General features: G+C 68.7%; 15 protein-coding genes and 2 pseudogenes. 5 read left to right on the top strand and 12 right to left on the bottom strand.

Going from position 1 to position 23,106, the window contains the following annotated elements:
• Positions 1 to 173 precede the first annotated feature (173 nt).
• The 10 genes and pseudogenes from J2853_RS28865 to J2853_RS28820 all read right to left on the bottom strand — a co-directional run bounded on the left by J2853_RS28865 (position 174) and on the right by J2853_RS28820 (position 12,578).
• Positions 174 to 1,391 (bottom strand): MFS transporter, encoded by a 1,218-nt coding sequence (locus J2853_RS28865; protein WP_307563399.1) that lies wholly within the window; start codon positions 1,389 to 1,391, stop codon positions 174 to 176.
• A 255-nt stretch (positions 1,392 to 1,646) separates the two neighbouring features.
• Positions 1,647 to 2,166 (bottom strand): annotated as a pseudogene (locus J2853_RS48165) (hypothetical protein).
• Between the two features lie 83 nt (positions 2,167 to 2,249).
• Positions 2,250 to 2,645 (bottom strand): annotated as a pseudogene (locus tag J2853_RS28855) (VOC family protein); the annotation flags it as partial.
• 15 nt (positions 2,646 to 2,660) lie between these two features.
• Positions 2,661 to 3,014, bottom strand: a complete 354-nt coding sequence (locus J2853_RS28850; protein ID WP_307563394.1) for an ArsR/SmtB family transcription factor — start codon at positions 3,012 to 3,014, stop codon at positions 2,661 to 2,663.
• Positions 3,011 to 3,457 carry an SRPBCC domain-containing protein gene (locus J2853_RS28845; RefSeq protein WP_307563392.1) on the bottom strand — a complete coding sequence of 149 codons (447 nt, stop codon included), beginning with the start codon at positions 3,455 to 3,457 and terminating at the stop codon, positions 3,011 to 3,013. The genes J2853_RS28850 and J2853_RS28845 overlap by 4 nt, the downstream gene beginning before the upstream one ends.
• 282 nt (positions 3,458 to 3,739) lie before the next feature.
• Positions 3,740 to 6,529, bottom strand: a complete 2,790-nt coding sequence (locus tag J2853_RS28840) for a discoidin domain-containing protein (RefSeq protein ID WP_307563390.1) — start codon at positions 6,527 to 6,529, stop codon at positions 3,740 to 3,742.
• Between the two features lie 251 nt (positions 6,530 to 6,780).
• The gene (locus J2853_RS28835) at positions 6,781 to 9,513 is read right to left on the bottom strand and encodes a laminin G domain-containing protein (RefSeq protein WP_307563389.1); all 2,733 of its coding nucleotides are present in this window, start codon (positions 9,511 to 9,513) and stop codon (positions 6,781 to 6,783) included.
• Complete coding sequence (locus tag J2853_RS28830) at positions 9,510 to 10,349, bottom strand: carbohydrate ABC transporter permease (protein ID WP_307563387.1); 840 nt, start codon at positions 10,347 to 10,349, stop codon at positions 9,510 to 9,512. Before J2853_RS28830 ends, J2853_RS28835 begins: the two co-directional genes overlap by 4 nt.
• Positions 10,346 to 11,236, bottom strand: coding sequence for a carbohydrate ABC transporter permease (locus J2853_RS28825; protein ID WP_307563386.1), 891 nt, complete (start codon positions 11,234 to 11,236; stop codon positions 10,346 to 10,348). Before J2853_RS28825 ends, J2853_RS28830 begins: the two co-directional genes overlap by 4 nt.
• A gap of 79 nt (positions 11,237 to 11,315) precedes the next feature.
• Complete coding sequence (locus J2853_RS28820; protein WP_307563384.1) at positions 11,316 to 12,578, bottom strand: ABC transporter substrate-binding protein; 1,263 nt, start codon at positions 12,576 to 12,578, stop codon at positions 11,316 to 11,318.
• 212 nt (positions 12,579 to 12,790) lie between these two features.
• Here J2853_RS28820 and J2853_RS28815 point away from each other — a divergent pair, with 212 nt between their 5' ends.
• Both J2853_RS28815 and J2853_RS28810 read left to right on the top strand, forming a co-directional pair.
• Positions 12,791 to 13,819, top strand: a complete 1,029-nt coding sequence (locus J2853_RS28815) for a LacI family DNA-binding transcriptional regulator (protein ID WP_307563381.1) — start codon at positions 12,791 to 12,793, stop codon at positions 13,817 to 13,819.
• Positions 13,820 to 13,970: 151 nt separating this feature from the next.
• The gene (locus J2853_RS28810; RefSeq protein WP_307563379.1) at positions 13,971 to 15,653 is read left to right on the top strand and encodes a CocE/NonD family hydrolase; all 1,683 of its coding nucleotides are present in this window, start codon (positions 13,971 to 13,973) and stop codon (positions 15,651 to 15,653) included.
• 203 nt (positions 15,654 to 15,856) lie between these two features.
• On the opposite strand, the gene J2853_RS28805 is transcribed toward J2853_RS28810, so the two are convergent.
• Entirely contained in the window at positions 15,857 to 16,225 is a 369-nt protein-coding gene (locus J2853_RS28805; protein ID WP_307563378.1) for a nuclear transport factor 2 family protein, read from the bottom strand.
• 344 nt (positions 16,226 to 16,569) lie between these two features.
• Between J2853_RS28805 and J2853_RS28800 the strand changes: the two genes are divergently transcribed.
• Complete coding sequence (locus tag J2853_RS28800; protein WP_307563376.1) at positions 16,570 to 17,838, top strand: acyltransferase family protein; 1,269 nt, start codon at positions 16,570 to 16,572, stop codon at positions 17,836 to 17,838.
• Here the strand turns inward: J2853_RS28800 and J2853_RS28795 are convergent.
• Complete coding sequence (locus tag J2853_RS28795; RefSeq protein WP_307563373.1) at positions 17,739 to 18,605, bottom strand: polysaccharide deacetylase family protein; 867 nt, start codon at positions 18,603 to 18,605, stop codon at positions 17,739 to 17,741. The genes J2853_RS28800 and J2853_RS28795 overlap by 100 nt on opposite strands.
• Before the next feature lie 409 nt (positions 18,606 to 19,014).
• On the opposite strand from J2853_RS28795, the gene J2853_RS28790 reads away from it, so the two are divergent.
• Both J2853_RS28790 and J2853_RS28785 read left to right on the top strand, forming a co-directional pair.
• Positions 19,015 to 21,774 carry a bifunctional glycosyltransferase/CDP-glycerol:glycerophosphate glycerophosphotransferase gene (locus J2853_RS28790; RefSeq protein ID WP_307563372.1) on the top strand — a complete coding sequence of 920 codons (2,760 nt, stop codon included), beginning with the start codon at positions 19,015 to 19,017 and terminating at the stop codon, positions 21,772 to 21,774.
• Between the two features lie 3 nt (positions 21,775 to 21,777).
• On the top strand, positions 21,778 to 22,875 hold the full coding sequence (locus J2853_RS28785; protein ID WP_307563370.1) for a glycosyltransferase: 1,098 nt from the start codon (positions 21,778 to 21,780) through the stop codon (positions 22,873 to 22,875).
• Positions 22,876 to 23,106: the final 231 nt, after the last annotated feature.

Below are 23,106 nucleotides of genomic sequence, written 5' to 3'. Positions count from 1 at the left end.
GGGCGGTGAGCTCTGGGGTTCCGGGGTCTTCACGCTCTGGAAGGAGCCGCCCTCCTCATCTCACGCCGCAGGGCTCGGAACGCGATTCGAGGCGGAGGCACGGTGGTGACGGGATCGGGGATCGCCACCACCGTGCCGCCTGAGGGGTGCGAGAAGTGGTCTGACGGGTTGTTCTATGCGGGTACGGATCGGGCGGTTGCCGGCGACGACTCCTCGACCCTCGGCGGCTTGAGGAAGCCGGTCCCCCAGGCGACCGCGATGGTGACCACGGAGAAGACCAGACCGGTGATCACGGTGGCGGAAGCGCTGTAGTTGTTGATCGCGATACCACCGGCGAACGCGCCGAACGCGATACCGACGTTGGCCGCGGAGACAGGCAACGACTGCGCGAGCTGGCCACCGGGGCCTGCCAGGACGATCACCCGAACCTGCAGCGAGGGCACGATGCTGTAGAAGGACAGGCCCAGGGCGAGCAGCACGAGCGCGACGAGCCACGCGATCGAGCCGACGAGGTAGAGAGCCAGCAGGGAGACCGCGATGCCGACGGACCCGATGATCAGGGTGCGCCCGGCGTTCCGGTCGGCGAACCTTCCGCCGCCGAACGAGCCGACCGCCGTGGCCGCACCGTAGGCCAGGAGGAACACGCTCAGCATGGCTCCGGAGATGCCGGTGACTTCTTGCAGGAACGGCACGAGGTAGGTCAGCGCCGCGAACACCGCCGAGAACACGATGAAGTTCAGGAACAGCACGGCGAGCACCCTGGGGGCGAACGCGTACTTGGCCTGGTGGCCGGCACCGGCGCCGGCGGGTGGCACGGACGGGATCAGTGCCACCGTACCGATCAGTGTCACCACGGCGCCCGCCACGATCGCCATGAACGAGCCGCGCCAGCCGAGGGTCTGACCGACCAGTGTGCCCAGCGGCAAGCCGAGCGCCCCCGACATCGCGACACCGGAGACGACGATCCCGATCGCCTTGCCTATGCGCTCCGGCGGGACGATCGACATGGCCGCGATGAACGCACCCGCGATGAACAGGCCCTGCAACGCACCGATGAGGAAGCGCAGCACGAGGAACAGGCCATAGACGTGGGTCAGCACCGCGACCAGGTTGCACGCGATGAACAGCGCGACCGCGCCGATAAGGACGATCTTCTTTTCCAGCTTGATCGTCAGCGCGGTCAGGATCGGACCACCGATGGCAAGGCCCAGCGCGTACACGGTCACCAGATGGCCGGCCGAGGGGATGGTCACGTGGAGATCCGCGGCGATCCGGTCCAGCACGCCGACTACGAGCAGTTCGCCACTGCCCAGTACGAACATTCCCAAGAACAGCGTGGCCAGGGCCAGGTTGGCCCTGCCTGGGCTCAGCGCCGTTTGCCGGATACTCATGTGAGCTCTTTCTTCCTGTCGTGTTGTGTGGAGTCGTCTCAACGAACGGGTCGACCGACCCGCGTGCCTGGCGCGACCGAGGATTGCCACGGCCCTGTTGCTCACTGAATGAATGAATCCGAGGGATCCGGTCACGTTCAGTGGTCATAGGCGAGATCGGAGTTTGAATGATCTGGAAGAGGCGACCGGCGGTCTGCCGTCGCGGGTGTCAGACCTGCCTCATCGTTTGATCGGCCGGCCGGTTCTGTCGTTGAGTCAGATCGCGGCGCTCAGCACGAGGACCCGCGCAAGCACGCGAACGACCACCCCACGAGGTGTGCGACCGCCGTGAGGCTCCAGGCCAAGCCGGGCCTTGAAGGTTTGACTGATCGACTCGATGAGGCCGGCTCGCCGCGCGTGGCCGTCTCCCGCGACCGGCCGCACTTCACCGGGGTGGAGCCGACCACCCACGCGTCGTCGCTCTACGGCGACGTGTCGACGGCGAGCATTCTGATCATGCTTGCTATCAGGCCGGATGCCTTGCGTAGTCGCTTGCCGTAGCCGGACCGGCCGGGCGGATACGGGAACATGCCGCTGAGCCGGGCATGGGCGTGGCGTGGTCGGCGCCGCTCGGAGGTGAAACCCAGCAGCGCCGGCCTCACCGCCGGCGTGACCGGTTCCGCGTCACCGAGCGTGGGCGAGATGCCGGGCCTCGGGCGCCAGGGGGCCAGGTCCGGCGATGCCTTCAACGCGTCGGTGATCATACATAGAGTGCCGTTGCGAGGGTGTTCGTCACATATCGATGCTGAGTGCCCTCGCCCTATTTCCGCGGGGACCCCGTGGGTTCGTTCATCCAGAGGATGTCTGGTCTCAGGTGTCCTACTTCCACTCGATGATCTGGAGGTAGTTCCCGTCGGGGTCGGCGAACGTGCCGAACCTGCCCTTCTCCCGGTCCTCGACCGAGATCCACTCCACGCCGGCCGCGTCCAGCTGGGCCTTCACGGCGTCGAAGTCGTCGACGTGGAAGTTGATGATCGTGCGAGCCGGGTCGCTGTTCTTCGCCTCGACGTCGTCGCGCCCGTCGATGACCAGTAGGAAGCCGCCCAGGTCGATCGCGCCCTCGCCGGTGGACTCCGGCGCCAGCGCCTTGATGTACCAGGCCCGCAGCTCGGCGGGACGGGTCGTGCCGAGCAGTAGGCTTCCGGGCTTCAGCGTCGTCATGTCGAATCTCTTTCTTGTGTGATCACGGGTCGCGGCAGAGGCCATCGCCACCCCACGCGTCCCGGGGTGCTACTTGGAATCGCGTTCCGCTGCTTCAGCGGCGCGCTTGATGGCCGCCAGTCGACGGTCCCAGTCGGCCGCGAGCGAGGACATCCACCGCGTGGTGGCGTCCAGGCTGTCGGGCCGCAGCGAGTACCTCACCTCGCGTCCGACCCGGCTGCCGACGACGAGTCCGGCGGCGTCCAGGATGGCGAGGTGCTTGACGATCGCCTGTCGGGAGACGGGGAGCCGCTCGGCGAGCGTCGTCGCGGTGGCCGCGCCCAGCGCGGCGAGGAGGTCGAGCAGTCGGCGACGGGTGGGGTCGGCGAGCGCGACGAGAACGCTGCTGACCTCCTCGATCGCGTCGTCGGATTCCTCTCTCACACAGTCGACTCTTCGACGCGCTTCTTCGCCGCGTCGAGGACCTGCGGCCAGCCGCTGGAAAGGTCCTCGATCGTCCTGGCGCGCACCTCCTCGGACACGGCCAGCGCGGAGAGGCCGCTCTCGACCACGGTGAGGCGGGTCTTGTCACCCTCGGCGGACAGCGTGAACTCCACGAGGGTGCTGTTGTTCTCGGTCAGCTCCTGGCCGGGGGAGGCGGGGGCCCAGCGGTACGCGACGTACGACTGCGGCTCGACCTTCACCACGAGCACCGGGAAGTCGCTCTGCCCTGGGTTCTTGGCCACCGTCGACTCGCCCTCGACGGCGGTGGTGCCCTTGATGCTCTCCGGGTCGGCCACCCAGAAGCCGGGTGCGGACACCAGCGACCAGACGCGCTCGACCGAGGCGTCGATCAGGGTGTCGCGCTTGATCATGTCTTCGCTCATGGGGAAACTCCTTCAAGTTCCGGCATTGACGTGCAACCAGATTGTTGCACGTCGACCGATCGTCGTGCAACCTACTCGTTGCACGACGGCCGGGGCCGCCGGACGATCGGGGCCGATCGGCGGTGACGGCCGGCCGTCGTGCCCCCGTCCGACGGACAGAGCGATGGCCCTCGGCGAGAGTGTCGCCGGGGGCCATCGCGCCTGTTCACCGGGGAGGGAGAACAGGCGAGCTTGTGTCTGTCAGGCCGTATGCCTTGATGTCACGGCCTTTTGTGATCGCGGTCAGGGGGCCGCGATGGTGTAGGTCGATCCTGCCTGGGTGGCGAAGGTGATCACGTTGCCGCTGACGGTGGGGGTCACGGTTCCGCCGCCGACGCGGTTGACCACGACCGTCTGGCCCGGCCACGGGTTCTGCAGCTTGACGGTCTTGCCCGCCTCGCTCGTGATGTCGACGTAGGTGACGCGTCCGCTCTGGAAGGAGCTGGAGATCACCAGCGCGTCCTTCTCTCGGAGCTTGACGAAGCTCGCGTTCTTGTTCGTCGGCCACACCGGGAACAGGCGCACGATGCCGTCGTCGCTCTGCAGGAGCAGGTTGTTGACGGCCTCCGTCGCCCCGCCCTTCTCCAGACCGTGGAAGTTGTCGCGGATGCGCAGGTTGGCGGCCATCTTCGTGGTGATCTGGTTCTTGAGCTGGTCGATCAGGCTCTGCGCCGGGTAGCCCACCCGGGCCGCCTGGGTGAAGACCTTGGGGAAGCTGTTGTCCTGGCCCCAGGAGTTCATCACGTTCAGCGTGTTGATGGCGATCTGGCGGTCGGCGGCCGGGGAGTTGATGCCCAGCACCTCTCCCGGGTGGATGAACTCCAGGTTGACCGTGTTGTCGCCCGGGTGGATGTTGCGGGTGTCGTTACCCGTGATCGTTCCCGGGTCGGCGAGCGCGTAGACGGTCTGCCCGTTGTAGACGGTCGTCGGAGTCGCCGGCAGGTGCTGCAGGATCTGCGTCCAGGTCGCCCTGTCCGCGGTGTCGACCCCCAGGTCGGTGCTCGCGTCGATGAGACCCGTGAGGAGATACTTCAGCAGCCCGACGTCGGGGCTTGAGTTCTTCCCCCAGAGACCCTCGTGCGGGCCGGAGAAGAGGTTGTACTGCTGCGCGGCCGCGTCCCACTCCAGGTAGTTCTTGAAGAAGGCGGCGACCTCCTTCATGAAGGGGTAGGACTTCGTGGACAGGAAGTTCCTGTCCTGGGTGTAGTCGTAGTAGGCGACGAACTGCGACGCGGTGAACAGGGAGTTGCCCACCTGCTGGTGGTAGTTGTCGTCGGCCGTCGACCCGAAGGGCCCGATTCCGACGGGGAAGAGCAGGCCGCTCGACATCCCGCCGCTCGGGAACCGGCTGCTGATGTAGCTCGGATTGACGCGGGTGAGATCCTGCTGCGCCCGGCGCCTCGCCTCGGGGACGTACGCGAGGATCAGGTCGTAGTAGGGCAGGGCGAGGTCCGCCCTGTTGCTGGAGTAGGCGCCGTAGAAGTTGGCCACGAAGTTGTAGTTCAGGTGCATGTCGCCGCTGAACTGGGGTGAGTCCGTGGTGGCCCAGATCCCGTAGAGGCCGGGCGCGGTCTTGCCCGCCCTGCTGGAGGAGCCGAGCAGGTAGAGGGAGCCGTAGTAGTACTTCTCGAGCACGTCGTCGTTGAGATCGACGTATGACTTGAGCCAGTACTGCTTCCACCACTCGACGTGCTGGGCGTAGAGGGTGTCGAGCGACGCGGGGGTCTGGCCGTCGACGATGGTCCGGGCGCCGGGGGCCGGGTCGGCGGGGTTCTGGCCGCCGCCGGCGACGCTCGTCACGATGCGGACGGTCTGGCCGGGCTGGAGGTCGAAGACCATTTTCGCGGTGGCCCCGCTCGCGGACGGGCTTCCCACGAGGTTCGCGCCGATCGCGCGGGTGGCCAGCGACGCCCGGGAGACCCAGCGCGAGCCCGTGGGGGTCGCCCGCGTGGCCCACGTGGTGGAGCCCGACACGCCCGAGGTGTTGGTGAAGCCCGACCTGGCGTCCTGGGAGCCCGACCAGGTCTGGGCCTGCAGCTGCGTCGCGGTGGAGCCGTTGGACGTTATCTGCGTCACCACGACGTTGTCGTTGGCCGCCGTCCAGGTCTTCATCGTGACGGGAACGCCGCCGATGGTCATCGTGGTGTCGACGTCGCCCTTGAGGATGTTCTGCTCCTCAAGGAACGTGCCCGAGGTCGGCGGGGGTCCCGAGCTTCCCGGGCCGTAGAGCTCCAGCTGGCCGATGCGGGCGCGGGGGTTCTGCTGGGAGTCGGAGGTCGTGCCCTGGGTCGGTTCGCTGATGCTCAGCCGTACGTAGCGGGCGCTGACGGAGGTGATCGTCTTGTCGGTGACGTTGGCCGTGTTGTTGACGACGGTGTCGGCCGTGGCCCAGGTCGTGCCGTTGGCGCTGGTCTCCAGCACGAAGTTCTTCGTGTTGTTGGCCGTCTCACCCGACCGCGCCGCGCCGTCGTGCCTGACCACGTAGCGGCCGATGGTCTTGGCCGATCCGAGGTCGAGCCTGATCGACTGGGGTTTTCCGACCTCGGAGACCCAGCCCTCGTAGCCGGCGGCCCACTGCCCGTTCACCGCCCGGCTCGCCGGGAAACTGGGGTGCGAGCTGGACGCCGTCGCCGACGATCCCAGGGCGAGGTTCGCCGAGGGCGTGCTGCCGCCCGCGGGCGCGATCGTCACGCCGCCGAGCGCGACCAGGGAGGGCGACGGGTTGCCGGCCCAGAAGTTTCCCTTGGAGATGTAGAACGTCTTGAAACCGTCACCGCCGCCGGAGGTGACGCCGATGTCGCCGTTGCCGAGGAGCGCGGTGTTGGGCATGCTCCGGCTGACGGCATCGCTGTACGCCTGGTTGGTCCACTGACCCTTGATGCCGGCCAGCAGTTGCTGGACCTCGGTCCACTGTTGCGTCGGTGTGGGGGTTGCCGCCTGCGCCTGAGGCATCAGCGCGAGGTTCGTGACAACCGAGACGGTGAGGACAACGGACAGGGTCCGCAGGGGGTGCCATCGTCGTTTACCGATCACGACATGTCCTTTCTCGATGAGATCGGGGACGTCGCCCCGATCGAGCCGGGTGCCGGCCGGTTCCGGGCGGACCCGGCCGTTCCCCGGCGGATCCCGGAGATCGGCCGGTTCCCCGGTGGCTGCCGGGTGCGGGCCGACTCCGATGGATCCCGGGTGCCGGCCGACTCCGATGGATCCCGGGTGCCGGCCGGCTCCGGTGGGTCCCGGTGCCGGCCGACGCCCGATGCCGTCGTGTCCTGCGGTCGTACGGTCTAGCGGGGTGGTGAGGTCTCACCGGGCGGCCCCGGGGGAGGGGAGGCCGGTGCGACGTTGAGGTTGGACAGCACTCCGACGCCGGGCACGTGCCCGGCGGCCGGCGCGACCGGGGCGGTGCCGAGGTCGGCGAATGTGGGGTCGACGTCGAACAGCGCGATGACCGCCTCGGCGGTGGCCGCCCCGCCGATGGACTCGCGGTTGGAGACCCCTCGTTCCGCGACCCGTACGCGGACCGGATCGCCGTCGAGGACCTCCATCGCCTGTCCCCAGAGCGCGCCGGACGCCGACTGCGGGGTCAGTCTGAGCAGGGCGATGGCCAGGTCACGGCGGCCGAGCTTGGCGAACCCGTTCGCCGTCACCCCCGGCCACGCGCAGAACGCCCCTCCCGCGCCGTGGTCCGGGCGGTCGGAGAACTCGGCGATGGGATCGTCCGGCGACAGGGCCCTCATCCAGGTGCCCGTCAGGAGGTGCTCGGTGACAAACGCGACCATGTCGCGGCGCTGGGTCTCGCTGAGGTCGTCGTGCATGGCGGCGGCCACCAGACCGAAGTCCAGGGAGTGGCCGATGGTCTCGACGCCGTCCGGGTGACGGATCGACCAGCGTCCGCCCTCGACGTAGAGGTCGAGCACCGCGTCGGCGAGCGTGCGGGCCTCCGCCTCCGCGCGGACGGCGTCGTCGTCGCGGCCGCGGAAACGGAGCAGGGCCGCCAGCGAGCGCATCATGGTCACGTAGGCGGCGTTGAACGAGGTGACGACGTTGACGTAGTTGGGGACGCATTCGAGGAGCCGCCAGGAGTCGTCGCCGAAGTCGGCCAGGACACCCCCGGTGGCCTCCCTGCGCCTGCCCTTCCAGCCGTAGGCGAGCCGTTCGAGGTGGTCGGCGACGGTCGCCTCACCCACCCGCTCGTCGAGGAACGCGAGGTCGCCGCTGACGCAGATGTAGTGCTCCACCAGCCGGAACAGCGAGCAGTCGTTGGCGGCGTAGTAGTTGCCGAGCGGGCCTCCGTTCCTGGCGTCGATGCCGAACGAGTCGCCGTAGGGCCCGCTCAGGACGCGCCGGAGCCATGACCTGAGCCCGGCGGGTTCCAGGAGCGCGTACATGCGGCTCCACTCGGAGTGGTCCCAGTAGAAGGTCGTCGTGGGACCGAGCCGGGGCCCGCCGGTGAGGAAGATCGGTTCGGTCGGGCTCGCGTGCAGGTTGCGCATGTACAGCACGGTCAGCGCGCCCATGTAGTAGGCCCGCGCGAGCTCCGGGTCGTCGGCCCGCAGCGTCGGCAGGTGCCCGCTGAAGTCGTCGTTCCCCGGGGTGAACATGTTGTCCCAGTGCCGGCGCATGCCCCGCTCGGTGCCGTCGAGGGCCTCGGGGAAGGCGCGGGCCGTACGGCCCGCGGCGGCGGCGACGTCGGCCTGGTCGGTCCCGTAGGCGCACACGACGCCGATGGTCCGGGTCTCTCCGGGGCCGAGGGTGAGGGACCAGATCGCCTGCGCGCCCGCCCCGAGTTCACGGATCTCGGTGGGCGCCGTGTCGAAGGCGTAGGCCGCGCGCGCCGGCGAGTGCCGGTCGGCGACCGCGACGACGCCGTCGGCCGTCGAGGTGCTCCACCGGCGCGACAGCGACCAGTGCCGCGTCGTCGCGACCTCGCGGCCGTCGAGCACGAGGGTGACCTGCCGGTCGCCGAGGACGACCGAGACCGCGTGCCACTGCCCGGCGGTCAGGGAGGGGGCGTCGGCGTGCTCCCGTTCGCCGGAGATGCCGAACCAGAGCCGGCCCCCCTCGATGCCGAGCTGGAGCGAGTCCGGGTGGTTGCCGTGGGTGAGGATGACGCCGTCGCCCTCCGGCGTGGACGGGCGGAACTCGAAGCTCAGCACGAGACCGTCGCGCAGCTCGAACTCGTCGCCGTCCAGCGTCCGCTGCGTCGACGGCTCCAGCTCGGCGTCGCCGGCGAAGACGAAGACCGGGTCGCCGCCGGACGCGGGGACGCACCGGAGGCCGCGGATCGTGCCGCTCGCCGAGTCATGCCGGGGGAGGACCTTGTCCTGGCTGAAGTGCGACGGCAGCTCGTACTCCAGCAGCATGGCCGCGTCGGCCTCGTCCCGCTGGATTCCGGGGACCCGCGGCCGGCCCAGGCGCATCCGCCGTGGTCCCGCGCCGAGCAGGTAGGGCAGGTGCTCGCTCCGGGCGCGGGTCGTGTCGCGGATCCGTTCCAGGGTGACGAAGTCGTGGTAGTCGCCCTCGGTCCACGGCACGTCGTAGAGCCAGCCCCAGCCCACCTCCGAATGGGACATCATCGCGAACAGGTCCTGGCTGACCGTGCAGGTCCAGGGGACGGCCCGCTCGTTGGTGACGTCGACCTGCCAGAGCAGCAGGTTCTCCGACAGGGCCATGCGCGTGTCCGACCGTACGGTCACCTCGGCGGAGCGATGCTCCCGCTGCACGCCCCAGGGCTTCCACCGGTGGCGCTGCGCGGCGAGCGCGACTCCGTCGAGGCGGAGAACGCCGGTGTGGTAGCCGAGGGAGAACGGCGGAGCCGCCACCCAGGACAGCGACGTGAGGTCGTGGTTGACATGGCCCTGGCCGCGCTGGTTGCGCAGGGACGGCAGGTGCGCGAGCTCGGAGGCGTCCATCCACTCGCCGGCGACGTCGTCCAGGTCGGGGACACCCGCGGGCCGGCCGCCTGCGGAGGGACGGGTGGAGGGCGCCGCGCTGAAAGTGTCCGTTTTGATGGTCACTTCGACGACCCGGAGGTGAGACCGGCGATGAACTGCTTCTGCACGAACAGGTAACCCACCACCGGCACGATCGCGGCGAGGAACATGATGCCGAACAGCTGTCCGTAATCCACGGAATATTGACCAATCGTCAGGTACAGGCCGGTTGTGATGGTCTGACCCTGTAGCGGGCCGAGAATGAACAGCGGATTCAGGAAGTCGTTCCAGATCCACAGCGAGGAGAAGATCGCGACCGTCGCCGTGGCGGGGCGGACCAGGGGCATGACGATCCCCCACCAGATCCGCAGCCCGCTGGCGCCGTCGAGGCGGGCGGCCTCGATGATCTCGTTCGGAACGGCTCGCATGAAGCCCACGTACACGAAGACCGCGAAGGAGAGGTAGCCGCCGCCCAGGTTGGAGAGGATCAGCCCGGGATAGCTGTGATCAAGACCGAAGAACGTCAGGATCTGGATGGTGGGCAGCAGGATGACCTGCGGCGGGATCATCAGACCTGCCGCGAGCAGGGCGAGCACCGCCGCCCGTGCCTTCGTCTTCCTCCGGGAGATGTAGAAGCTGAACGCGGAGGCGAGGGGGATGAGCAGCGCCACCGAGAAGACGACGTCGATCAGGGAGTTCTGCAGGCCGAGCTGGATCAGGCCGTCGGGCCTGGCCAGCGCGGTGCTCAGGTTGTCGAGCGTCGGCGGGATCGGCAGCGCTTCGGGGCTTTTGAGGATCTGCGACTGCGTCTTGAAGGCGTTGACGATCGTCAGGTAGATCGGGGCGACGAACAGCAGGGTCACGACACCCGCGATGACGAGGCGTGCCCGGGAGCGCAGCACGTCGTTGATGGCGGTCAAAAGTTCACCTCACGGCGGCGAAGGAGGCTCGTGACCGACAGGGCGATGGCCGCGGACATGGCGAGCACCAGCATCGCGACCGCCGAGGCGTATCCGAAGCGGTTGTCGGTGAAGGCGAGCTTCACGATGTAGAGCGCGGTGGATCGGGTGGAATTCGCGGGGCCGCCTCCGGTGAGGACGGTGATGACGTCGTAGAGCTTCAGCACCGTGATCAGCGAGATCGTGACGCTGATGGTCATTCCGGGAGCGATCAGCGGGAACGTGATCCTGGCGAACCTCTGCCACGTGGTGGCGCCGTCGATGGCGGCCGAGTCGTACAGCTCCACCGGGACTCCCTGCAGGGCGGCGAGATACACGACGGTCGTGAAACCGGTGAGGATCCAGGTGACGACGACGCCGATGGACAGCAGCGCGAGGTTCGGGCTGCCGAGCCAGGCGATCGGCGAGTCGATCAGCCCGATGCGTTGCAGGGTGACGTTCAGCAGGCCCTGCTGGGTCAGGATCGTCTGCCACACGAAGCCGACGATCACTCCGGACAGCACCTGGGGCAGGAACGCGATCGTCCTCATGACCCGGTAGCTCAGGGTGGTGCGGTTCAGCATCATGGCGAACGCGATGCCGATGGCGTTGGCCGCGATCGTGACCCCCACCGCGAGGATGAGGGTGAAGCCGAGGCTGGCGTGGAGCTGATCGTCGTGGATCATCTCGCCGTAGTTGTCCAGGCCCACGAAACCACTGGTGGACCGCAACGGGTTCTCGTCGGTGAAACTGCTTTTGAGGCTGAGCAGGAGCGGTAGCACGAGGAAACACAGGTACAGGCCGAAGGCCACGGCGGCCATCGCGAAGAGTCCGTTGTCCCTGCTCGCCCGACTCTTCCGAGTCCGCATGTCGATTCCTTCAGGCCCGTGTCGAGGACTTCGAAAGGCGGTGCCTCAACACGGGTCGTCGTTCGTTGGCCGATGGGGACTACTTGGTGGCGGTGTCCCAGGCCGCGTCGAGCTTGGCCATCTCACCCTTGACGTCCGCGCTGGTGAACAGCGCCTGGCTGGCGGCGTAGAGCTGGTCGTTGAGGCCCGGGGGCATCGCGTCGTCGTTGCTGGCCCATCCGATGGCGGCGACCTTGGTGTTCTTGTCGGTGACGTAGGCGAAGGAGTCCTTGAACACCTGGCTCACCGTGACGTTGTAGTCGTCGAGGGTCTTGCCCTTGAGCATCGGGAACGCGCCGTCGCTCTCGATGAGCGCCTTCAGGTTGCCCGGGTCCAGTGACCACGCCTGTGCGAACCTGGTCGCGCCGTCCAGGTCCTTGGTCTTCGAGCTGATGGCCATGGAGCCGCCGACGGCGAAGGGGATGACCACGGAGCCGTCGGCGGTGGGGACGGGGAACGCGCCGAAGTTGTCGGCGTCGTCCTTCGGGACGGAGCCCAGGAACCAGCTGCCCATCATGTACATGGCGGCCTTGCCGCCGGTGAACTGCGTGATCGAGTCCGCGTACTTCACACCGAGCGCGCCCTCGTCGAAGTATCCGCTGGTGACCAGCTTGCGATACTTCTCGACCGCCGCGATGACGTTGGCGTCCGAGAACTTGACCTTGCCCGCGTACCGTTCCTGCAGCCACTGGGGGTTCTTGCCCAGGACGTCCGCGCTCAGGATGCCGACCAGCGGCATGCTCGCCGCGAACGGGTCACCGCCGCCCAGCTCCATCGGAGTGATGCCGGCGGCCTTGAGCTTCTCGCACACGGTCAGGAAGTCGGCCCAGGTCTTGGGCGGCTCGACGCCCGCCTTGGCGAAGAGCTCCTTGTTGTAGAAGACCTCCGGGATGATCTGGGAGTTCGTCGGCGGGATGTACACCTTGCCCTTGAGCGCGTTTCCCTGGGGAAGCAGGAAGTTGGCGTCCACCCAGGCCTGGTCGTAGGGGACGAGCAGACCGGCGCCGGCGAAGGTGGACGGTGTGATCGACTGCAGGAGGTCGGGGAACTGGCCGGAGGCCTGCAACTGCTTGGCGTAGCCGTCGCGGTCGGTGCTCGGAGACGTGATCCGGTTGATCTTCACCCCGGGGGCGTCCTTCACGGCGGCAGCGATCGAGTCGTTCCAGAAGGTCGAGTTGAGGCTGGGCGTCTCGAACGTCATGTAGGTCAGGGTGCCGGTGCCGCCGGTGCTGCCGTTCGTACAGGCGGTGGTCAGGGCGAGGGCACCGACAACGCATGCGGCGAGCATGGTCCTACGTATCAAGATCGTCCTCCTTCGGTCGTGTCGCACGGTTCAAGGTTCGTCGAGCATGGTCCGGCGGACTGTATGCAGGCACCTTGCGATAACGTTATCCCGAGGATAGGAAGTTTCGACGGTGTGTCAAGAGTGCCGCCCGGATCGAAGCTCGACGGGACACAGGCGCGGATACCCGGGTGGATAGGTTGGCACCCGGAGAACAGGGGAGGATCGCAGCGATGACCGAGCGCACGGTTGGGGGCACCGCGGGGCGGCGCCGTGGCAAGCGGCCGACCATGCTGGACGTCGCCCGCACGGCCGGAGTCGCGCTGCGCACCGTGTCCCGGGTGGTCAACGACGACCCCACCGTGGGCCAGGACCTGGTCGCCCGGGTCCGCGCGGCCATCGTCACGCTCGACTACGAGCCCGACGAGCGCGCCCAGCAGCTGCGCAGGGGCGTCAGCGGCACCATCGGCGCGGCGGTGCGCAACCTCGCGGACGCCCACCCCGTGCTCAGCGCCATCGACCAGGCGGCGCGGAAGGCCAAGCTCACGGTGCTGGCCATGTCGACCGAGGACGAGGAGCAACGCGAGCGCGAAGCGGTCATGTCCATGTGCCGCAAGCGCGTGGACGGGATCATCATCGAGCCCATAAGCGCCAACCACCAGTACCTGGCGCCCGAGATCGAGGCCGGCATGCCCGTGGTGGCCTTCGACCGGCCGACCGGCGGCGTCCCCGCCGACGCCGTGCTCTCGGACAACGCCACGGGCATCGGCATGGCCTTTCGCCACCTCGTCCAGCACGGGCACCGCCGCGTCGCCTACATCGGCGACCACGAGCGCATATTCACCGGCAGGGAGCGGGCCGCCGCCTTCCGCGCCTGCGTCACGGCGGGCGGCGGCCCGCTGGAGGGCATGGTCCACGCCGGGGCCGTCGAGCCCGCGCGCATCGCCGGCGCCCTGACCACCGCGTTCGGCGGTCCCGCACCCGCGACCGCCCTCATCACCGGCAACGCCGCCACGACCGTCGAGGTCCTGCGCCACCTCGGCGCCGACGCCGGCCGGATCGCGATCGTCGCCTTCGACGACTTCCTGCTGGCCGACCTCCTGCGCCCGGCCCTGACCGTCGTCGCCCAGAACAGCGCGACGATCGGGCGGACGGCCATCGAGCTGCTCCTGGCCCGCGCCGCCGACCCCTCCCGGCCGGTCGAGAGCGTGACGGTTCCGGTCGAGCTCATCCCGAGGGGATCGGGCGAGCTGCGGCCGTAGGCGGCCGGTCGAACGCCCGTTGCGCAACGTTCGCGCCACGTCGCGGGAATCTTTTGTTCAAGCATCGCTTCCCACCGGTGCGATAACGTTATCTCCCCGTGAAGCGATACCATGCCGGCCAGGATTCGTTTCGCTCTTCAGGGGGGCTCCGGTGGGAGACGCGCTGATCGACTTCGACGTCCCCGCCGCGATGCGCGACGGCACGGTCCTGCGCGCCGACGTCTTCCGGCCCACCCGTGACGGCCCCTGGCCCGTGCTGCTCGTACGGTCGCCCTATGGCAAGCGGGATCCGCACATCCTCAGGATCCTGGACCCCCTGGCCGCGGTGCGCCGTGGATACATGGTCGTGATCCAGGACACCCGCGGACGCGCCGGCTCCGACGGCGACTGGGAACCGCTGACGAACGAGCGGGCGGACGGGCACGACACCGTGCGCTGGGCGGCCGCGCTGCCCGGTTCGAACGGGCTCGTCGGCATGTACGGCCCCAGCTACCTGGGCAACGCGCAGTGGATGGCGGCGGTCGGCGGGCCGCCGGAGCTGAGGGCCATCGTCCCGGCGTTCACCTGGTCCGAGCCCTTCGACGGCCTGTTCGGCCGCGGCGGGGCGATCGAGCTGGGCCTCAGCGCGAGCTGGTCCCTCTCCCAGGGCCCGGACCTCCTGAACCGCAGGTGGAAGGCGTCTCCCGCCGATCTCGATCGCGAGCTCACCGCCCTGGTGTCCGAGATCGACGCCCTGGCGGAGACGACGTACTGGGAGCTACCCTCCGGCGCGTTTCCCGCGTTCGAGCGGGCGGGGGTTCCGGACCTGGGCTACCAGCGGGCCCTCGCCGACCCGGACGCCGCGGCCGCCTGCCGCGTCGCGGGAGGGTACGACCGGGTCGACGTCCCCGTCTTCAACGTCGGCGGCTGGTTCGACGTCTTCCTGCAGGGAACCCTGGACAACCACGTCGCGATGAGCGCCGCCGGCAGGCCCACGACCCTGCTGGTCGGGCCATGGTCGCACCAGCAGCAGTCGAGCCGGCAGGGCGAGGTCGGCTTCGGAACGGCCGCCGACGAGGGAAGCATCGACCTTCGGACCTCCCTGGGAGACCTGCGGATCGACTGGCTCGACCGCTGGCTGAGACCGGACCGGCCGGCCCCCGTCGGCAAGCCGGTACGGATCTTCGTCACGGGGGTCAACCGCTGGCGCGACGAGGACGCGTGGCCCCTGGCCCGGAGCGTGGACACCCCGTTGTACCTGCGCGAGGACGGCGGGCTCTCGTCCGAGGCGCCGGGCGCCGATGAGCGACCGGACACCTACCGGTACGACCCCGCCGATCCGGTCGTCACCCTCGGCGGCACCCTGCTGATGTCCGGGGAGTTTCCTCCGGGCCCCCACGACCAGCGTCGCGTCGAGGAACGGCCGGACGTGCTCGTCTACACCGGCGAGCCGCTCGACGCCGACCTGGAGGTGACCGGCCGCGTACGAGTGTCGCTGACCGCCGCCTCCACCGCGCCCTCGACGGACTGGGTGGCCCGGCTCTGCGACGTCGGCGTCGACTCCGTGTCGCGAAACCTCACGGACGGGATCGTCCGCGTCTCCGGCCCGGCGGGCGAACCCGCCGACCATGAGATCGATCTGTGGTCGATCGGTCACGTGTTCCTCAAGGGGCACCGGATCCGCGTCCAGATCACGTCGAGCAATTTCCCGAGATGGGACCGCAACCTCAACACCGGAGAACCCGCCGAGAGGGCGACCGCCATGCGCGTCGCGGACCAGACCGTCTTCCACGACGCGGCGAGACCGTCAAGGATCATCCTGCCGGTCGTGCCGCCCGAAGACCCCGCCCGCTGACCGCGCCCCCCGAGAGCCTGCTTTCGGGGGGCGCCGAGGGCGGCGGGGAGCCGGCCGAGCTCCGAGGCCGGCCGGAGGCGAGGACCCGGTCGAGCGCCGTGGCCGGCCGGAGGCGGCGGGAGAGCCGGTCGGGCTCCGCGGCGCCGAGGCCGGCGGAGGCGGGCGGGAGGGCCGGTCGGGCTTCGAGGGGAGGCCGTGGCCCGTCAGAGGGCCGCGGGGACCCGGTCGAGGAAGCCGTGGACGGTCTGGATGCGGCCGTCCTCGGTCAGGACCGCGACGTCGAAGCCGACCACGATGGCCTCGCCGCCCTCGGGCCCGAGGTTCCAGGTGAAGCGGGCCAGGTTGTGGTGGGCGTCGACGTCACCGCCGAGGGTGAAGACCAGGCCGGGGAACTGCTGCTGGACGGCGCCGATGGTGGCGTCGATCATGTCGCGTCCGGCGACGTCGGCCAGGGGGTCGACGTAGCGGGCGTCCTCGGCCCAGACGGCCTCGATCTCCGCGCGACGCTCGGCGGCGTCGGTGATGTTCCAGGTGGCGAGGTAACGCTCGACCAGCTTGGTGATCTCGTTCATCGTGTTTCTCCGTTTCCCGCGGTGGTTCTTACGGGTCATGACGTTACGGAGATCGGCGGATCGCGGAATCTGTCGTTCACCGGTACTTCCGGGGTGCCGTATCCGTCGTTTCCGTCGTCGCCGCCCCCGGCTTACCGGTGACGACGCCTGTCACGTAAGGTGTTCGGAGCGTCACTCAAGGCGATGTCGGACGGTGTTTCGTCACCGCCGCGTCCGGCCCTCGGCCGGACCGCCGCCTGTCGAGAGCCGGATCGCCGCCTGTCGGGCGGCGAAGGGGGAGCCGTGCTGGTGAAAGGTGGCCGTTCATCCAGTTTCGTCACGTGCGGGGCGGTAAGTTTGGGCGGGTGTCCACGTCAGCGATCGAAGTCGGCCCCCCAATGACCACGTCCCGCCCCCGGCTGGCGTGGCTGGACGCGTTGCGCGGGCTCGCCGCCGTCGCGGTGCTGCTGGAGCACATGCTGCCCTGGCTCCTGCCCGCCCTCCCGCGGCAATACCTGTTCAGCCTGGGGATGTACGGCGTCCTGGTGTTCTTCCTGGTCAGCGGCTACATCATCCCGGTCTCGCTGGAGGCGCGCGGCGATGTGCGGGCCTTCTGGATCAGCCGGCTGTTCCGCCTCTACCCGGTCTATCTGCTGGTCACGGTCTTCGTCCTGGTGATGGCCTTCTGGATGCCGGTCCGCGAGCAGGTGCCCAGGGACCTGTCCGCCGTCTCCGCGCACGTCACGATGCTGCTGGACGTGCTGCACATCGGCGGCCTCGCCGACACCATGTGGACGCTCTCCTACGAGATGGTCTTCTACCTGGTGGTCACCGCGCTGTTCATCGGCGGGCTGCACCGCAGGAGCGGGATCCTCTCCATCGGATTCGGCGTCGTCGCGGTCGTCGCGGGCCTGGTGCTGTCGGCGCCGCTGCTCGGCGGTCCCTGGCCGGCCTACGTGTCGGGCGTGCTCTTCCTGGTGGGAATGGTGTGTCTGATCAGCGGCCGGTTGCGGGCCGTCGCCGCCTACGTCCTCGCCGCGATGGCGGTGGTCCTGCTGCTCTTCGCCGGCTTCGTGCCGTGGCTGGGGGCGGCGATCCTCTCGGTGATGTTCGCCGGGACCGCGATCCGCCGCTGGGAACAGGGCACCGGCCGCCTCTGGCCCGTGGCCGTCGCGACCGTGCTGGTGGCGCTGTCCCCGGTGTGGTCGATCCAGGCGGGCTGGTGGTGGGTCCAGCCGGGTCCGTGGTTCATCACCATGGCCCTCGCGGGCGCGACGTTCGCGGGCGCGATGGCCCTGCGCCACCGGAGCATGCCCCGCTTCCTCGTCTGGCTGGGCCTGGTCAGCTACTCGGTCTACCTCCTGCACCACCCGCTGCTGAGGCTCACATACGCCGTCGCCGGAGATGTGCGAGCCATGCAGCCGGTGGTGCAGGTGATGCTGTCGGCAGGTTTCATCGCGCTGGTGCTCGGCCTGAGCCGATTCACCTACCGCTACCTGGAGCTTCCCATGCAGCGGCTGGGCAGGCGACTGGCTCAGCCGGGGTTGTCGGCCGGAGACTCCGCGTACAGATCCGGCCCCGTGGTGGGCGCGTCGACGAAGAGGTCCTTCTCCAGCTCGGAACCCACCGGGTAGATGTCGCCCGCCTCAAGGTCCTTGGCGCCGCGCAGTGAGGAGACGGACACGACGTGGTAGCCCTGCTTCTGCAGCGCGACCAGCAGCTTCGGCATCACCTTGACGGTCTGCTCGACCCAGTCGTGCATGAGGATGACCCCGTCACGCTTGGCGTTCTTGAGCACCTCGTTGTAGATGGCCGTCTCGTTCTTGGTCGCCCAGTCGCGTGAGCCGCCGTTCCACAGCAGGATCGGCATCTTCATCTCGGTCGCGATCGCCTGCACGCGCGAGTCGAACTCGCCGTACGGCGGGCGGATGATCGTCGGGTACTTCCCGGTGGCCTGCTTCACGATGGCCTGGGTCTTGTCCAGCTCCTCGCGGATCTTGTCCTCGGACAGGTCGCGCAGGTGCGGGTGGGTGTAGCTGTGGTTGCCGATCTCGTGGCCCTCGACGACCATGCGCTTGGCGAAGGCCGGGCGCGACTTCACGTACTGGCCTTCGAGAAGGAACGTGGCCTTGGACTTGTACTTCTTCAGGGTGTCGAGCAGCGTGCCGGCGTACTTGCCGGGGCCGTCGTCGAAGGTCAGCGCGATGCACTTGACCTTCGCGCAGTCGACGGGCGCGACCGGGGCGGCGGACTTGGCCTTGTCCGTCGTCGTGGTGGCCTTGGCCGTCGTGGTGGGCTTCGGGGTCGGGGTGGGCTGCGCCGCACTCCACGCGGCTGTCGGCGTGGCGACCAGGGCGACCGCGGAGACGGCTGCCATCAGTAATTTGGCTGGAGACTTCATGAGGGGAGCTCCGGACGTTGCGGGTGATGTACGAGGGACAGAAGAAAGCATCGTATCCGGACACTTCGCCCATGAGTTTGATGTTCGGGCTTCTGCCAGCCCCCGTTCAGGCTTCTGCCAGCCATCACTCAGGGTGGCACCCGTTCAAAAATCGGTGAAGGTCACGACGGCGACCGTGGTTTCGGGATCCACCGCCACGACGGCACGGTAGGCCGTCGTCTCCGGGCCGGACCCGGAATCCCCCGTCTGATCGGCTCTTTATGACACTTGAGCTCATGGTGACGGAGCGTATCCGCTACGATCGCGGACCGTGAACGAGCCGTCAGCCCACCGCTCACCGGCATCCACCCCCTGGTGTCCGCGCTGATGCTGGACGTCCAGGCCACACCTGACTGAATTGAGCGCGCTCATGAATACGCGTCCCGACGTCGACGTCGTGGTCACAGCCTTCGACTGCACGGAGGCGGCCCTGTCCGAGACCGTGCTTCACATCCTTGAGCAGTCACTGAACAACCTGCGGGTCCTCGTCGTCTTCGACGGTCAGGACGGGCGGCTCGCCGAGGCGCTCGCCCGGTCGGCGATGGGAGACCCGCGTGTCGTGCCGGTGCCGTACCTCGCGGAGAAGGTGGGGATCTCCGGCATGCGCGAGGCCGCGCTGAAGGTGTCGGTCGCGCCGGCGGTGATGTTCGTCAACGTGCTCAGCCTGCTGTACATGCACGCCTGCAAGAGCCTGCTCCTCGAAATCGAGGAGACCGGCGCCGACTTCGCGGTGGGCCAGGTCGGGCGGTGCCCGCCCAGGCGCAAGAAGATCAGGTATCCCTCCGTCAGACTGTTCGGCGACCGGGTGACCATCGACGGGGTGGAGCGCAAACCGGCTTTCCTGACCGACGGGTTCGTGGAGAACAAGCTCTTCCGCCGCGGTTTCATCGACGAGCACCAACTGGAGTTCGACCACGCCCTGCGGGAACCCGACCGGCTTTTCGCCGTCGAGGCCTACCTGGCGAGCAAGCGGTTCGCGGTCGTTCCCTGGCCCATCGTCCGGCAGACGGCGGACGTCTCCGGCACGAAGGAGGGCCGGGCAGGCCTCGACTCCTTCGCCGCGCGGCTCGCGGCGGAGCGGCGGGCGATGGAGTTCTTGAGAGGGGAGGGGCTCGGCCGGTTGGCGCCCCGGCTGATCCGGCGTTTCCTGCGGGCGGAGCTGGCCCCGATGCTGCGCCGGCTTCCCGGGCAGTCCGACGAGTGGGTGGCCGAGCTCCAGCGGATCACGGGTGACTACCTCGACGGTCTTCCGAGGAAGATGGTTCTGAGGCTGCCGGTGATGCTGCGGATCTGTCTTCACCTGCTCCGGGAGGGGCAGGCGGAGGAGCTCAGGGAGGCGGCCCGGCTGCTCCGGGTGTCCTCTCCGATTCCCCGCCGGGTCACGAAGATCGGCGATCGCGTCTACTGGGGTGTGCACGACCCCTCCGGCGACGCGCCCGCCGAGCTCGACATCTCCAGCCTGGAGCTCGATCGGAGACCGTTCTCCCGCGCCGCGATCAGGCATGAGATCGAGAGCGTGGAGCCCGGGGACCGCGGGATCCGGATACGGGTGCGGACCTACGACCCCCTGGGGGTGCTGCCTTCCAAGGGCGCCTCCGGCGCGGTGGAGATCCGGGCGCCCGGAGGCGGGCTGTGGCGGGTGCCGATCACTTTGCGCCCGGCGGGCGAGCACTTCTGGAGTGAGTTCACGCTGAACCCGGGAAACGCGCCGCGTTCCCTGCGCGGTATCAACCGCACGACCGGGATTCGCCTGCTCATCCACAGGAAGGGCGATTCGCACCAGGCGCCGCTGGTGGCCCCGGAACGGCCTCCCCTCCGCAGGATCGTCTGTTCGCGGCGTCTGCTGCCCGATGCCGTGGTGACGTTCACCCGGATGAGCACGACGAACAAGGTGGAGATCACGTGGACCTCCCGGAAGATCACCCATGCCACGCGCCGCTGGAAGAAGTTGCGGACCGACGTGGTGGGGCGGGTCAGCAACGGCAGGTCCAGGCTCGGTTTCTACCGGATCGTCATGAGGTTCGTCCCGCGCAGCAAGAGGCTGGTGCTGTTCGAGAGCTCGGAGGGCAGGGCCTACACCGGCAATCCCCGCTACATCTACGAGGAGGTCGTGAGACAGAGGATCCGCGCGCGCTGCGTGTGGTCGTACGCGTCCAACCGCTCGCAGTTCCCGCCGGGCACGCGCGTGGTCAAGCAGGGTGGCTGGAGGTTCATGTGGACCCTCGCCCGGGCCGGTTACTGGGTGGAGAGCCACAACCTGCCCTACTGCTACGAGAGGCGGCGCGGCACCCGCTACCTGCAGACCTGGCACGGGCAGACGTTGAAGACCATCGGGCTCAACACGCCGGGGCTGCGCGGCGACCAGTGGCCCGAGCGTCACCGGTGGCAGCGCAGCGTCGATCGCTGGACGACGATCGTGGCTCCCTGTGCGGAGTACGAGCGGGTCTTCGGCGCGAGCACGGGCTTCTCCGGTGAGGTCCTCCGGACCGGCTACCCCCGCAACGACGTCCTGGTGCGCTGCGCCGAGCCCGAACAGCTCGCGGTGGCCAGGCAGGTCCGCGCCAAACTCGGTGTCCGCCCCGGGCAGAAGGTGCTTCTCTACGCGCCCACGTTCCGTGATCGCACGCGGGGGCCGGGAACGTCGGTCCGGGTCGACCTCGACCAGCTCTCCGCGCGGCTGGGCGACGAGTGGATCGTCGCGCTGCGCGTTCATCCCTATGCCCGGTACCAGCTTCCACCGAGACTGCGCGGGTTCGTCGAGGACGTCACCGCCTATCCGGAGATCAACGATCTCATCCTGGCGTCCGACGCCCTGCTGACCGACTACTCGTCGGTGATGTTCGACTACGCGAACACCGGCAAGCCCATCCTGTTGTTCACCGACGACTACCACGAGTACGTGCGGAACGAGCGCGGTCTCAACCACCACCTGCCCGACATCGCGCCGGGGCCGATGCTGACGGAGACCTCCGAGCTGGCCGACGCCCTGGCGGACCTTTCCGCGACCGCCGCCCGGTACGCCGAGGCCTACGAGCGCTTCCGCGTGACCTGGTGTTCCTGGGAGGGCGGCGAGGCCGCCAAAGCAGTGGTGGACGCCTTCTTTTCCGACCTCAAAAAAACCAAGGGGTGACGAGTGCCCAGGGACATCTTCATTCTCGCGCCCAACATCGACAATCTCGGCGGAACCCAGCGGGTTTTTCACGTGCTGGCGCAGGGGTTCGGACTCCGGGGGCACCGGGTCCGCCTGGTGGGCATCGAGCGGGTCCATTCCCCGTTCGGGTTCGATGACGGCCTGGCGTACGAGAAGACGATTCTCTATCGGGAGAAGCGGGGGCGTCGTGACACGCCGGCGGTGCTTCTCGCCGATGCGAGGAAGCGCCTCGCCGAGTTGTTCGCGGGGGCGAGGTCCGGGTATCTGATCCTCGGGACGCCCTGGAGCGTCAAATGGGCGTCGGCGGTGCCCGCGCCGCATCTGTCCAGGATCGGGCAGTACCACTCCTCCTACGAGCACGCGAAGTTCTCCTCGCCCTCCCACCTGGAGCTCATCCGCCGGCTCTATCCCAACCTCGCCAAGTCGGTGTTCCTCAGCGAGGACGACGCCCGTTCCTTCAGCCGTCATCGGCTGCCGAACGCCAGGGCGATCGGCAATCCGCTGACCTTCGAACCCGAGCGCGTGGCGACCCCGGACAAGAGCCGCAGGATCGTCACGGTCGGCAGGCTCGCCACCATCAAGCGCTACGACCTGCTCATCGCCGCGTTCGCCAGGGCGAGTGCCGAGGTTCCCGAGCGGTGGGAGCTTCACCTGGTGGGCGACGGTTACGAGGAGGAGCAGCTTCGCGCGTGCGCGGCCGAGCACGGGGTCGCGGACCGTGTCGTCTTCCAGGGCCGGTGCAAGGACGTGCACTCGCACTACCGGGATGCCGCGATCTTCGCGCTCAGCAGCGAGCACGAGGGGCATCCGATGGCGTTGGCCGAGGCCGCCGCGCTCGGCCTGCCGGCCGTCGCGTTCGACGTCTCGGGCGGGGTCAAGAACCTCGTCGCCGACGGCGTCTCCGGACTCCTGGCGCCCGCCGGGGACGTCGGGGCCTTCGCCGCCGCGCTGGCGAGGTTGATGCGTGCCCCGGAGCTGCGGGCGCGAATGGGCAGCACCGCCTGCGACCACGTGCGCGAGTTCTCTCTGGAGAAAATCCTCGACAAGTGGGATTCGCTCTTCGAGGAGATTCGGCGCTGACCTTCCCGAACCGTTTCCTCACCGATCCCTGTGGGCCGTTTCAGCGAGCGGGCGCCTTCTCGGGGACGGCCTGACGGAGAACCGGCATTCTCTCGACGTGACGGAGAGTATTCTCTCCGTCACGTTCTTTCTTCGGGGGGAGACCAATGGAGCGTAAGCCGGTCAGGCTGCGACGTATCGCCTCCGAGCGGCTGCCTTCCGCGTTCCGTGAGCGGTTCCGTGGGGCCGGGG

It is taken from the genome of Streptosporangium lutulentum (assembly GCF_030811455.1).
Taxonomy (GTDB): domain Bacteria; phylum Actinomycetota; class Actinomycetes; order Streptosporangiales; family Streptosporangiaceae; genus Streptosporangium; species Streptosporangium lutulentum.
The sequence above is the reverse complement of the archived record's forward strand: the minus strand, read 5'-3'. Positions and strand labels throughout refer to the sequence as shown.

Coding starts and splice junctions, on each gene's coding strand:
- J2853_RS28790 (WP_307563372.1), top strand. CDS start 19,015: ATGAATACGCGTCCCGACGTCGACGTCGTGGTCACAGCCTTCGACTGC.
- J2853_RS28815 (WP_307563381.1), top strand. CDS start 12,791: ATGACCGAGCGCACGGTTGGGGGCACCGCGGGGCGGCGCCGTGGCAAG.
- J2853_RS28825 (WP_307563386.1), bottom strand. CDS start 11,236: ATGCGGACTCGGAAGAGTCGGGCGAGCAGGGACAACGGACTCTTCGCG.
- J2853_RS28795 (WP_307563373.1), bottom strand. CDS start 18,605: ATGAAGTCTCCAGCCAAATTACTGATGGCAGCCGTCTCCGCGGTCGCC.
- J2853_RS28845 (WP_307563392.1), bottom strand. CDS start 3,457: ATGAGCGAAGACATGATCAAGCGCGACACCCTGATCGACGCCTCGGTC.
- J2853_RS28865 (WP_307563399.1), bottom strand. CDS start 1,391: ATGAGTATCCGGCAAACGGCGCTGAGCCCAGGCAGGGCCAACCTGGCC.
- J2853_RS28805 (WP_307563378.1), bottom strand. CDS start 16,225: ATGAACGAGATCACCAAGCTGGTCGAGCGTTACCTCGCCACCTGGAAC.